Annotated in this window: 14 protein-coding genes; all 14 read right to left on the bottom strand. The window is 67.9% G+C overall.

The genetic code is table 11. The annotated features are described in order from the left end of the window. Window positions 1-585, bottom strand: a 585-nt coding sequence (locus ROTAS13_RS02465; RefSeq protein ID WP_075821456.1) for a UDP-2,3-diacylglucosamine diphosphatase, incomplete at its 3' end; no start/stop codon positions are given. A 147-nt stretch (window positions 586-732) separates the two neighbouring features. Further along, entirely contained in the window at window positions 733-1,749 is a 1,017-nt protein-coding gene (locus ROTAS13_RS02460) for a PDR/VanB family oxidoreductase (RefSeq protein ID WP_075821453.1), read from the bottom strand. Window positions 1,750-1,781: 32 nt separating this feature from the next. Further along, window positions 1,782-2,507, bottom strand: a complete 726-nt coding sequence (locus ROTAS13_RS02455) for a GntR family transcriptional regulator (protein WP_019462769.1) — start codon at window positions 2,505-2,507, stop codon at window positions 1,782-1,784. Between the two features lie 5 nt (window positions 2,508-2,512). Further along, window positions 2,513-3,577, bottom strand: coding sequence for an aromatic ring-hydroxylating dioxygenase subunit alpha (locus ROTAS13_RS02450; protein ID WP_019462768.1), 1,065 nt, complete (start codon window positions 3,575-3,577; stop codon window positions 2,513-2,515). 127 nt (window positions 3,578-3,704) lie between these two features. Beyond that, window positions 3,705-4,433, bottom strand: coding sequence for an ABC transporter ATP-binding protein (locus ROTAS13_RS02445; protein ID WP_075821452.1), 729 nt, complete (start codon window positions 4,431-4,433; stop codon window positions 3,705-3,707). Continuing rightward, complete coding sequence (locus tag ROTAS13_RS02440) at window positions 4,426-5,226, bottom strand: ABC transporter ATP-binding protein (protein WP_169741501.1); 801 nt, start codon at window positions 5,224-5,226, stop codon at window positions 4,426-4,428. Before ROTAS13_RS02440 ends, ROTAS13_RS02445 begins: the two co-directional genes overlap by 8 nt. Next, complete coding sequence (locus ROTAS13_RS02435) at window positions 5,223-6,230, bottom strand: branched-chain amino acid ABC transporter permease (protein WP_075821451.1); 1,008 nt, start codon at window positions 6,228-6,230, stop codon at window positions 5,223-5,225. The genes ROTAS13_RS02440 and ROTAS13_RS02435 overlap by 4 nt, the downstream gene beginning before the upstream one ends. Before the next feature lie 11 nt (window positions 6,231-6,241). Beyond that, complete coding sequence (locus ROTAS13_RS02430; protein WP_019463203.1) at window positions 6,242-7,102, bottom strand: branched-chain amino acid ABC transporter permease; 861 nt, start codon at window positions 7,100-7,102, stop codon at window positions 6,242-6,244. Between the two features lie 15 nt (window positions 7,103-7,117). Further along, window positions 7,118-8,296, bottom strand: a complete 1,179-nt coding sequence (locus tag ROTAS13_RS02425) for an ABC transporter substrate-binding protein (RefSeq protein WP_075821450.1) — start codon at window positions 8,294-8,296, stop codon at window positions 7,118-7,120. Window positions 8,297-8,357: 61 nt separating this feature from the next. Next, window positions 8,358-9,350 carry a catechol 2,3-dioxygenase gene (locus tag ROTAS13_RS02420; protein ID WP_075821449.1) on the bottom strand — a complete coding sequence of 331 codons (993 nt, stop codon included), beginning with the start codon at window positions 9,348-9,350 and terminating at the stop codon, window positions 8,358-8,360. Continuing rightward, complete coding sequence (locus ROTAS13_RS02415; protein WP_075821448.1) at window positions 9,347-10,069, bottom strand: alpha/beta fold hydrolase; 723 nt, start codon at window positions 10,067-10,069, stop codon at window positions 9,347-9,349. The genes ROTAS13_RS02420 and ROTAS13_RS02415 overlap by 4 nt, the downstream gene beginning before the upstream one ends. Then, window positions 10,059-10,910 (bottom strand): class III extradiol dioxygenase family protein, encoded by an 852-nt coding sequence (locus ROTAS13_RS02410; protein WP_075821447.1) that lies wholly within the window; start codon window positions 10,908-10,910, stop codon window positions 10,059-10,061. The genes ROTAS13_RS02415 and ROTAS13_RS02410 overlap by 11 nt, the downstream gene beginning before the upstream one ends. Next, window positions 10,910-11,275, bottom strand: a complete 366-nt coding sequence (locus ROTAS13_RS02405) for a hypothetical protein (RefSeq protein ID WP_075821446.1) — start codon at window positions 11,273-11,275, stop codon at window positions 10,910-10,912. Before ROTAS13_RS02405 ends, ROTAS13_RS02410 begins: the two co-directional genes overlap by 1 nt. A gap of 129 nt (window positions 11,276-11,404) precedes the next feature. Then, window positions 11,405-12,394: a LysR family transcriptional regulator gene (locus tag ROTAS13_RS02400; RefSeq protein ID WP_075821445.1), complete on the bottom strand. Its 990-nt coding sequence runs from the start codon at window positions 12,392-12,394 to the stop codon at window positions 11,405-11,407. Window positions 12,395-12,410 lie beyond the last annotated feature (16 nt).

Here is a 12,410-nt window from a genome sequence, read left to right as displayed (position 1 = left end):
TGCCTCGTGCGCCAGCGACTCCTCGAAGCGGTCGATCGCCTTGACGGCTTCCTTCACACGCCGCTTCAGCCATTGCGACAGCGACCAGTAGGGGTATCCCATCCGCCGCCGGGCGGTGTTGAACCAGCGGTTCAGCAGCAGCGCCGCGTCATAGGCCCAGTCGCCCAGATGGGCGAGCAGCGGCCAGTAGCGCACCACGCTGTCGAACTCGTCGCCATGCATCACCAGCAGCCGGCGGCCGTCGGCGGTGACGTGCTCGGCCTGCTGCACGAGGTGGATGCCGGCGACCTCCAGCCCCACCCAGTCGCGGAACATCTCGTCGTGGTTGCCGGGGATGTAGAGGATCTCGACACCCTCGCGCGCCTTGCGCAGCAGCAGGCGGATCACCTCGTCATGGTAGGCGTCCCAGTACCAGGACTTCCGCAGGCGCCAGCCATCCACGATGTCGCCCACCAGCACGATCCGCCCGCAATCCATGCCGCCCAGGAAATCCAGCAGCAGGTCGGCCCGGCTGGCGCGAAGGCCGAGATGCAGGTCGGAAAGGAACACCGTGCGGTAGTGGCGCCTCACGAATGTCTGTTGCATCCAGTGCCCGGCAACCTGTTTCGCGACCGGTATAGGATGCGGGAACCGGGATGGGCGTGAAGATTCCTTGAATGCTGGGCGTCAGCTTGCCTCTGGCGGGAAGTGCCCTGCGTTCCCCCCCCGGTCGCGGGCCGCGCCCAGGGTGGCTCAGGAATGCAGCATCACCTCCGGGCCGGACCGGAGCTGTTCGTCGCCACGATCCGCCGTGTCCAAGGTGATCGTGCCACCGACCACGCGGGAGACGCAGGCGCAGATCCTGCGGCCCTCCTCGTGCTGATGGTCGCTGAAGAACACGTCACGATGATCCAGGATGCCGTCGGCATCCAGCACGTCCATCGCGCAGAGGCCGCACTCTCCGCGCCTGCAGTCGGACAGCACACCGACGCCGCTGGCCTCCAGCGCTTCCAGCATGCTGCTGTTGGCCGGCACCTGCACCTCGATGCCCAAGCGAGGAAGCCGGACGGTGAAGGCCTCGGTGGGATGGCGGCCGGAGGAACCGAAGGTTTCGAAGACCAGCCGAGCGCGCGGCCGACCTGCGGCAGCCCATTCGCGCTTCGCCGCTTCCAGCAGGCCGATGGGACCACAGATATAGGTTTCCGCTTCCGGTTCGAGCGACGAGAAGGCGTGCTTCAGGTCGATCCTTCGTCCGTCGGCGTCGCTGAAGACCTCCAGCTGCCCGCCAAGCTCCGCTTCCAGTTCGGCCAGATAGGCCATCTCTGCGCGGGATCGCCCGGCATACAGCATGCGGAAACGCGCACCACGCCGCCGCAGGGCCGATGCCATGCCACGGATCGGCGTGATCCCGATCCCGCCGGCGACCAGCAGGTAATCGGGCGCATCGCCGGAAAGCTGAAAGAAGCTATCCGGCGCCGTGACCTCGAGGCGCGCTCCGGTGGGCAGCGACCACATGTAGCGAGAGCCTCCCCTGCCCGGCTCCTCGCGCTTCACGGCGATGCGCCAGCAGCCATCCTGCGGCTGATCGCCGACCAGCGAATAACGGCGCAGGTCGATCCTGCCATCGACCATCACGCGCACGCAGAGATGGCTGCCGGTGGCATAGGGCGTCGCACCGCCCTCGGGTGCCAGGATGAATTCGCGAATGCCAGGCGTCAGGTCACGCGTGCCGCGAACCACCGCCGTGATCCACTGTCCGTCGAACCGCATCTTTCTCTCTTTCCTCCCACGCGCCGCCGCGTTCAGGCCGGCAGGCGGCGCTGGATCAGGGCGCCGCCCTGGACCAGATGAAGCTTGCCCTGGCGCAGGGCCAAGGCGAGGTTGCGATGGGCGAGGCGGGCGTGTTCCCGCATGATCGCCTCCGCCCGGGCGCCTTCCCGCAGCGAGATCGCCTCCACCACGCTGCGATGCTGTTCCTGTGCCACGGTCAGGATCACCCGCGCCTCGGGCAGCGCGCCCTGGGCCATGACGAAGCCGCTGGGGGATGCGAAAGGCAGCGCCACGGCCTGCCCGACCTTGCGCGCCAACACCGGGCTCTCCGCCAGTTCCAGCAGGAGCTGATGGAAATGCTCGTTCAGCGTCACGTACTCGGTGAAGTCGATCCCGGCAGCGGGGTCGCGCACCAGGACGGCGTCGATGCCTTCCAGGATGTCGCGCAGATGGGCTAAGCCTTCCGGCGAAGCGCCGCGCTCAGCCGCAAAGCGCGCCGCCAGCCCTTCCAACGTGCCGCGGACCTCGATCGCATCGCGGATCTCCCGCTCAGTGAAGGCCTTCACCATGAAGCCGCCGGACGGAATGGGCTCCAGCAGCCCTTCCTCCGCCAGCCGCGCCAGGGCCGCCCGCACCGGCGTGCGCGACGCGCCGAGGCGCTCGGCGACACCGTTCTCCGAGAGCCGTTCCCCCGGCGGCAGGCTGCCGCTCAGGATCACCTCCCGCAGCTTCAGCAGGGCCGCGACGCTCTGGGACATCGTGGCTACTCGGCCGCGACCGGCAGGGCGGGGGCGCCGCCGGTCTCGGCCTCGATCAGGCGGTCGATCAGCCGCCGTGCCCAGAGCGCCCCGGCATCGATGTTCAGGTTGTAGAAGACGTGATCCGGATGCTCGTCGATCGCGCGCTGCTGCGCTTCGACGATGATCTCGTCCTCCCGGAAGACCTTGGTGATGGAATCGCGGATATCGGTCGTCACGCGCTGCTCGTGGATGCGGTAGTCCCGCACATTGGCCCAGAAATAATGGCAGGTCTTGTCGGTTGCCGGCGTGATCGTGTTGATCACCACCATGCTGACGCCTTCCTTGCGGTCGCCCTGCGGCGCGCCGGTCCCGGTGGGGGCCACGCCCACGTCGATGGCCACCGTGCAGGGCGCCTCGAAGCGGATGATCTGCCAGCGGTCCACATTGCCGGGCTTGCCGAGCTGGGCGCGCCAGAAGGGCGGCGGATCGATATCGACCATCCAGCGCGTCACCGTCGCCGTCCTCTCGCCATGCGTGACGTCGAAAGGCGCTTCCGCCACCGCATCGTTGCCGATGCTGCTGCCATGGATATAGGTCTCATGGGTCAGGTCCATGAGATTGTCCACGATCAGGCGGTAGTCGCAGGCGGCGTGGATCACCTTGCCGTCGCCGGCCCAGGCCGGGTCGTGGTTCCAGTGCAGGTCCGGCACCAGCGCCGGATCGGCCAGGGCGGGGTCGCCCGGCCAGATCCAGACGAAGCGGTGCTTCTCCACCACAGGGAAGGAGCGCACGCTCGCCGACGGGTTGATCGTGTCCTGGGACGGCATGAAGGTGCAGCGCCCGCGCGCGTTGAAGCGCAGGCCGTGATAGGCACACTGCACCTCGTCACCCTTGAGCCTGCCCATGGAAAGCGGGACGAGGCGGTGCCAGCAGGCATCCTCCAGCGCCACGGCGCGATCGTCCTGGGTGCGGTAGAGCACGACCTTCTTGTTGCAGATCGTGCGGGCCAGGAGTTCCCGCTTCACTTCCGCATCCCAGGCGGCGGCATACCATGCATTCAGGGGAAAGGTCGGGGTCCTACTGCCCATGGGGGCCTCCACACGGATCGTTTCCTGCCAACCTGTATACAAGCTGGATACCGACGTGCCAAGTCTTTTGTCTTCTATATCTCCTGGCACGCAGGAACCGGCCCGTGGGAGGGCGCCCCTGCCCTTCTCACATGACGGGAAGCACCACCCCCTTTCGAGATACGCCCAGGTATCGTTCCAGCACCTCCGTTTCCGAGCGAAGCACGGAACTCGGGGCCGCATGCACGATCCGGCCGCGTTCCAGGATCACCGCTTCGTCCGTGACGCCCAGGATCTTCTGCGCGTGCTGTTCCACCAGCAGCGCCGAAAGACCCTCGTCCCGCATGATCCGGCGGAGCGCCGACAGGAGCTCCTCCACGATGATCGGTGCCAGGCCCTCGGTCGGCTCGTCCAGCAACAGCAGTCGCGGGTTCAGCACGAGCGCCCGTCCCACCGCCAGCATCTGCTGCTCGCCGCCGGAAAGCTGGTCCCCCATGTTGCGGCGCCTTTCCTCCAGCCGGGGGAACATGGCGAAGACCTTGCGCAGGTCCCATGGCCCTGGCCGCGCCACGGCCGTCAGGTTCTCCTCGACGGTCAGGGAACGGAAGATGTTGCGCTCCTGCGGCACCCAGCCGATGCCTGCCAGGGCCCGCCTGTCCGGGGACAGGCTGGTGATGTCCTTTCCGCCGATATGGACCGTTCCGCCGAAGCGGCGCGTGACGCCGATGATGCTGTTCAGCAGCGTGGTCTTGCCCATGCCGTTGCGCCCCAGCACCGCCATGGAGCGGCCTTCGGCGAGGCGCAGCGAGACATCGTGCAGCACCGCGGCCTGCCCATAGCCCGCCGCGAGATGCTCCACCGCCAGGATGTCAGCCATGCTCGCCCTCCCCCAGATAAACCTCCCTCACCCGCGGGTCCGAGGCGACCTCCGCCACGCTGCCCTCCATCAGCACGCCGCCCAGCACCAGGACCGAGATCCGGTCGGCGAAGCGGAAGACCAGATCCATGTCATGCTCGATCAGCAGCACCGTGACGTCGCCGGGAAGTTCCGCGATGCGGTCGAGGATCTCCTCGCGCTCCGCCTCGGGCACTCCGGCGGCTGGCTCGTCCAGCAGCAGCACACGGGGGCGGCAGGCGATGGCCAAGGCGATCTCTAGCAGCCGCTGCTGGCCATAGGGCAGGTTGACCACACGCTCCCCCATCACCCCGGACAGACGGAATCGTTCGAGGATGGCCACCGCCTCCTCCACCACGGCCGGGCGGCTGCCTACGGACCGCCACCAGGAGCGGCCGCCATAGAGCCTCTGGGAAATGGCCAGGCCCGCCGTTTCCAGCACGGTCATGGCGGGGAAGAGCTGGTTGATCTGGAAGGTCCGGGCCAGGCCGCGGCGCACGCGCTGATCGGGGCGCAACGCCGTGATGTCCTCGCCTTCCAGCAGGATCCTGCCCGAACTCGGGCGGAGCACGCCGGTCAGCAGGTTGATGAGCGTCGTCTTGCCGGCGCCGTTCGGACCGATCAGGGCGTGGCGGCTGCCCCGGGCCAGCGAGAGGTTGACGTCGCGTGTCGCATGCAGCCCGCCGAAATGCCGGTTCAGGCCCAGCGTCTGCAGCGCCGGGGCAGGCCCAGGCTCGGGGCTGGACGAGGAAAGGTCCTGCAGCATTGCGCTCATTCGGCCGGCTCCGGGACATGGCTGGCAGTGGCGGGCTTGCGCCGGCGGAACAGGGCGAGCCAGTCGGCGATCCGGTCCCGGCCGATCAGCACCAGCGCCACCAGCACGAGGCCGATCCAGAACTGCCAGTACTGCGGCGTGAGGCTGGAAAGCACGTCCTGCATCAGCTTGAACAGGACCGCACCAAGCAGCCCGCCATAGAGCCAGCCGACACCACCGATCACCAGCACGAGAAGGATATCGGCCGAACGATGGAAGGCGAGCACGTCGAGGGAGACGAACTGCGTGGACTGCGCCAGCAGTGCTCCGGCGATCCCGGCCAAGCCAGCTCCCAGCGTATAGGCCGCCACCAGCCGGGCCCGGACGGGAATGCCGATCGCCCCGGCGCGCAACGGATTCCCCCGGACCGCCCGCAGGGACCAGCCGAAGGGGGAATGCACGATCCGCCGGACCACCACGAAAGCCAGGAACAGGACGACGAGGCTGTATACAGCCGCCACCTGGCCACCCAGATCGAATTCGAAGAGACCGAGGAGCGGGCCGACCTCCATCCCCTGCAGGCCATCGGCCCCACCCGTGAGCCAGCTCAGCCGGTTGGCCAGCTCGTAGAGGACCGAGGCCACGCCGAGGGTAACCATCAGGCGCGTCAGGTCGCTGCCACGGAGAACCAGCAGGCTGGTCGCGCCGCCCAGCAGGGTCGCGGCCACCCAGGCCAGCCCGAGGCCCAGCAGCGGGTCGGAAACGCCTCGCACCGCCGCGATGCCGGCGACATAGGCACCGAGGCCGAAGAAGGCCGCGTGGCCCAGCGAGAGAATGCCCGCATAGCCGAGGATGAGGTCCAGCGAGAGCGCGAAAAGGGCCGTGACGGCGATCTCCGCGATCAGCAGGTAGCGGTCGGGGAACAGCAGGAAAGCCGCCACGATCGCCGCCCAGGCCAGGTATTCCGCGGGATGCCACCGGGACAGGCGCGCGAGCTGGGCCGATGCTTGCTGCGGAAAGCTCATGCCGGGGCTGCTCATCGGGTTGCCACCCGGCCGAAGAGACCCTGGGGCCGCCAGATCAGGACGGCGATCATCACCGTGTAGATGACGAAGGCGCCGAACTCCGGCACGTAGTACTTGCCGGCGACATCGGCGATCCCCAACAGGAGCGAGGCCAGGAAAGCCCCGGAGATCGAGCTGGTGCCGCCCACCGTCACCACGATCAGGAAGTAGATCATGAACTTCAGCGGGAAGCTGGGGTCCAGCCCCAGGATCTCGGCCCCCAGCGCACCGCCCAGCCCGGCGAGGCCGGAGCCGATGGCGAAGGTCACTGCGAAGATCACCCCCACATTGATGCCCAGCCCCCGTGCCACGCGCGGGTCATCCACTGCGGCGCGGAGCCGGCTGCCGAAGCGCGTGCGCGACAAGGCGAGATGCAGGGCCAGCGCGATCACGCCGCAGGTGACGATGATCAGCAGCCGATAGGCTCCCATGCTGATGCCCAGGAACTCGAACCGCGCGCGGAGCATGTCGGGGATCGCGATGAACTGCTGCGAGGACCCCGCCAAGTAGTCCACGATGGCCACGGACATGAAGACCAGGCCGATCGAGAACAGGACCTGGTCGAAATGGCTGCGCGCATAGACATGGATGTAGAGCGTTCGCTCCAGCAGTGCTCCCAGCAGGGCGGAGAAGAGAAAGACCAGCGGCAGGGCGGCCAGGAAAGGCACGCCCCAGTGATTCACCAGAACGAGGGCGGCATAGCCCCCGGCCATGGCGAAGGCGCCATGCGCCAGGTTCACCAGGTTCATCAGGCCCAGTGTCACCGCGAGACCGCAGGCGAGGATGAAAAGGACCATCCCATAGGCCACGCCGTCGAACAGAACGGTCAACATCGCCGCCCTCTCCTCTCAGCCCGAGGCCGGCTTGGCCGGATCCCGGACAGCCATGACCGTGGCGAACTCGACATTGTACAGCTCGCCATCCAGACGCTCGCAGCGGCGCATGTAGATGTTCTGGACGATGTCGCGGGTTTGCGCGTCGATGGAGATCGGCCCCCGCGGGCTTTCCCAAGACAGGCCCTTCATCGCCTCCAGCAGGATTGGCCCGCCGGAAGCGCCCTTGGTCTTCTCCAGCGCCTTGTAGATCAGCGCCATGCCGTCATAGCCGCCGACCGCCATGTAGTTCGGCCGCATGTCCTTGTTGGCCGCCTTGAAGGCCTTCACGAAGCTCTTGTTCAGCGGACTGTCATGCGCCACGGAATAGTGCTGCGACGTGACCACGCCGAGCGCCTGGTCGCCCATGTTGTTGAGAATGTCGTCGTCCAGCACGTCGCCCAGCCCGATCAGCCGGATGCCGGCCTCCTTCAGGCCGCGCTCGGCGAACTGCTTCATGAAGACCGATCCGGCGCCGGACGGCACGAAGATGAAGACCGCATCCGGCGAGGCATCGCGCGCCCGCTGCAGGAAGGGCGCGAAATCCGGGCTGGCCAGGGGGACGCGCAGGGATTCCGGCACCTGCCCGCCGGCCTGCACGAAGGGTTCCTTGAACCACTTCTCCGCATCGATGCCCGGGCCGTAGTCGGACACCACCGTGACGACCTTGCGGATGCCGTTCTCCGGCGCCCAGCGCCCCAGGGGCAGGGCCACTTGCGGGATGGTCTGGGACGTGCGGACGATGAAGGGCGACGCCTCGGTGATGCTGGAGGTGGCGGCTGCCATCACGACCTGCGGCACCTTGGCGCGCGTCGCGATCGGCGCGGCGGCGAGGGCCAGCGGAGTCAGACCGAAGCCCGCCAGGACGGCGGCCTTGTCGTTCACCACCAGCTCCTGCGCATGGCGCCGCGTCGCATCCGCGACATTGGCGTCGTCCCGGACGATCACCTCGACCGGACGCCCGGCCACCTCGCTGCCGTTCTGCTGCATGTAGAGGCGCACGGCGGCCTCGATCTGCCGTCCGGTCGAGGCGAAGGGCCCCGTCATCGGCAGGATCAGGCCGATCTTGAGCGGCTCCGCGGCCCGCGACAGGCGCGGTGCCGCGAGGGGCAGGGTCATCGCGGCACCAGCCGCCAGGAATTCTCTTCTTCTCATGGTTCTTTCCTCCCGAACAAAGACGCGGGACCGGACCGGCCCCAGCTTCCTAAACCTCCGATCAGTACACGATCCCCTCCGCGTCCATCTCCTCCAGGGTCGGCGTGCCATGGGTGTGGAAGCTCTCGATGGTCTTCAGGCCCCAGGCTTGGCCCTTCCGCCGCTCCGCCTCGCTCCAGCGGATCGGCTTCCAGTCCGGCGCCAGGATCAGCCGTGCGCCGGCATTGGCCAGTTCCACGCGGTTGCCGCCCGGCTCATAGACATAGAGGAAAAAGGTCTGTTGGATCGCGTGCTTGTGCGGACCGGTCTCGATATGGACGCCGTTCTCCAGGAAGATGTCGGCGGCGCGCAGGATCTCCTCGCGGCTGTCGAGGGCGAAGGTCAGATGGTGGAAGCGCCCGCGCCGTCCGTTGCTCTCACGGGAATAGGCGATGTCGTAGCTCTTGTTCGTGCAGGTGAACCACATGCCGGCCTCGACGCCGGTGTCCAACACGATCTGCTCCGTCAGCTGCATCCCGAGGCACTGCTCGAAGAACTCGCGGTTCGCCTTGATGTCGGCGGCGAGGCAATTGACGTGATCGAGGCGCCGCACGTTCACGCCGCGCCCGGGGAAGCGCTGAGCCTGGTTCTTCAGCGCCGGCCGCAACTCGGGTGGCGCCTCGTACCATTCCGTTTCGTAGTAGAGCTCGATCAGGTGCCCATCCGGGTCCCGGAAGCAGAGGGTGCGGCCGTGGCCCAGATCGCCATCATGCCATGACACGTCGTGCCCGCCGGCACGCAGCGCCGCGGCGCGGCGCTCCAAGGCTTGCGGGCTCCTGACGCGGAAGGCCATGTGGCCCATGCCGGAATGGCGCGCCGCCGTCAGCTTCAGGCAGTAACGCTCATAGTCGTCCCAACCCCGCAGATAGACCGAATCTCCCTGGTGGCCGCTCTCCGTCATGCCCAGGACATCGACGAAAAAGCGCAGGCTCTCCTTCGGCCTGGGCGTCAGCAGTTCCAGATGCCCGAGATGGGCCAAGTCCATCACGGGTTCCGCGGATTGAAGGGATGTCATGCCATCACTCCCAGGCGCAGCCAGGCACTCAGCACGCCGGTCACGGCGGCCGGTGCCTCGACCGTACTCATATGGCCGCTGTCCTCGATCACCGCGAGTTCGGCATCGCGGATGGCCGCCGCCATTTCCTCATGCTGCGACAGCGGGCTCCACCCATCCTGCCGTCCGCAGGCCACCAGGGTCGGACAGTCGATGCGTGGCAGGACCGCCGCCGCGTCGGGCCGGTTCAGCAGCGCCCTGACCTGCTTCCCGAAGATCTCCGGCGTGGCCCGGCACACCATCTCTGCCAACGGCCGCATCAGCGCGGGGTCACCGGCGCGCTGCGGATGCACCATGGGCGGCAGCCAGCGCTCGGCCAGGGCCGCCATGCCCTGTGCATGGGCGAGATCGACGAGCTCCTGGCGCTTCGCGGCCTCGCCCGGGCGGCGGGGATGCACGCCGGTGTCCAGCAGGGCCAGCCGCTCGACCCGTTCCGGGGCCCGATCCAGGATTGCCAGGGCGACGCGTGCGCCCATGGAATGGCCTGCCAGCGCGAAACGCTCAGGCGCCATGTCAAGAATGGCGCCTGCCATTGCTTCGATGGAATCGAGGCCCCAGAGATCCGGCACCAGGACATCGTAGTCCCGTTCCAGGCTGTGCCGCTGCGGCACCCAGACGGAGGCATCGCAGAGCAGGCCGGGCACCAGCACGACCGTGCGCCGCCCATCCCTATGCGACATGCGGCATGTCCTCGTAGATCACCTGGGCGAAGCCGGTATGCAGCGGTGCATGGTAGTTCCGGTGCAGGCAGCGCACACGCATGGAAAGGGCGCCGCGCATGGCGAGCCACATGATCACCTCCGCCCCTTCCGCGCCGCCGCGCTCGATGAAGTCCTGCAGCCGCAGCCCGGCTAAATGCTCCGGGTCGTCCTGGAGCCGGTCGAGGAACTCCATGTCCCAGTCCTGGTTCTGATAGCCGAAGCGCTCGCCATGCAGCTGGTGCGACAGGCCTCCCGTGCCCAGCACGACCACGTCCATGTCCCTGGGGAAGCTCTCGACAGCCCGCCGCAGCGCCTTTCCCAGCCGGAAGAGCCGTCCCGGCCCCGGCACCGGGAACTGGAGCACGTTCACGGCGAGCGGGAGGATGGCGCAGGGCCAACCCTCCGCGTGATCCGGCCAGAGCGCCGAGACCGGCGTCAGCGCCCCGTGGTCAAGCGGCATGTCCTGGCAGACGGTCAGGTCGAATTCGTCATCCACCAGGCTGTGCGCGACATGCCAGGCGAATTCCGCGTCGCCCCGGACTGGCGGCAGGGGTCGCGGCCCGAAGCCCTCGTCGGCGATCGGATGCTCCCCGGCGACGGAAAGCGCGGAGGTCGGATAGCGGTCGAAGAAGAAAGAGGTGACATGGTCGTTGTAGATGAGGATCGCGGCGTCCGGCCTGCGCTCGCGCAGCCAGTCCTGCATGGGCCGGTAGCCGTCGAGCAGCTTCTCCCATCCGGGCTCCTGCCAAGCACCCTTGTCGATCAGCGCCCCGATGGAAGGGGCATGGGGCGAACCGAGGCCGGCGATGATCCGGGCCATCAGGGGGCTCCCTTCCCGCTGTTGCGGCTGGCGAGGTATTCCTCCAGCGTCTCGCCGCGCATCTGCGCGCCCGTGGCGGCCAAGCCATCGCCGCAGAGCTGCGACAGCCGCAGCAACGGGAAGACGTTCGCGCCACGCCGCACCAAGCCGATCCAGTCATGCGCCAGGACAAGCGCCCGGTCCTCGGGAGCGAGATCGTAGGGCGCCATCGCCGCTTCCGGATTGGCCATGAAGGCATCCCGCTTCGACGCATGACGCAGGTCGTAGCAGAAGCGGTTCAGCCGGAGCGCATTGGTGGCCGTCACCCCCGTGTTCAGGTAGGTGCCGGCGGGCAGGCGCCCGGGATCGAGCTGTCGGCTGCGCATCACCAGGACTTTTCTCCCCGTATCCCCCACCCGCTTTCCGGCCCTTCGCCGAGGCGATGGGTGCGGGCTCTTGAGAGTGGAAGCTAGACCGGCGAAGTGGGAAAGGTGTTATCGCTTCTTCGGCGCGCGTTATGCCGGGCCGACATAGGACCCACCAGCTCCAGCCCGCTCTCCGGCCAATCCTGGATGCTGGCCCTGCGCCGCGATCTCCTCGACATAGCGCCGCAACCCGTCCACCAGGACCTCGGCGGCTGCGGAGAGCGGCGTATCGGCACGCCGGATGAAGCCCGCCGGGCGCGGCCGGGAGACGGCAGGCAGCGGTGCCGCGCGGATCGTCCCCCGCAGCAGGTCACCCGCCATCATGGTATTGGGCATGACCGAGATGAAGTCGGTCGAATGCAGCATCTCGCGGATGAAGCCGTAGGAGGTCGAACGCATCGAGGTGGTCGGGGCGAGGCCCAGCGTTGCCAGGAACTGGTCGATCTCCTGCCCCACGCGCTGGCCGATCGTCGGCAGCACCAGTTCCCAGCGGCGCAGCGCCTCCGCCGTGATGGGGGATTCGAAGACAGGATGGTCGGTGCGGGCAAGGACCGAGATCGGTTCCTCGTACAACGCCTCCCGCAGCAGCCCGTCCGGCCTCTCGGGCGGATAGAGTTGCCCGATGACAAGATCCAGCTCCCCACCCTCCAGCTTGGGGAGGAGCTCCTCCGTCTTGCCCTGGACAAGCTGGACCACGAGTTCCGGGTGCTGGCTGCGCAGCCGCCCCAGCAGGCCCGGAAGCACGCCGGCGGCGGCCACGGGCAGGGCGCCCAGCATGATCGTGGTCTTCATCCGCCCGACCAGCCGGTCCAGTTCCTCATCCAGGCGGCGCAGTTCGCCCAGCAGGCGCCGGGCCGATTGCAGCACCACCTCCCCCGCCGGCGTCACGCGCACGCCGCGCCCGCTGCGCTCGAAGAGTTGCAGGCCCAGCAGCGCCTCGGCCTCCTGCAGGCTGCGGGTCAGGGCCGGTTGCGTGACGGAGAGCGCACGGGAGGCGGCCAGGATGCTTCCATGCGCCCCGATGGCATCGACAGCCCGCAGGAGCCGCAGCTTGAGTTGCTGATCGAGATGCCTCGGCATTTCTTCCTCCCCCGGA

This window comes from Roseomonas sp. TAS13, assembly GCF_001950415.1.
Taxonomy (GTDB): domain Bacteria; phylum Pseudomonadota; class Alphaproteobacteria; order Acetobacterales; family Acetobacteraceae; genus Roseomonas; species Roseomonas mucosa.
This window is presented reverse-complemented; position numbering and strand designations above follow the sequence as displayed.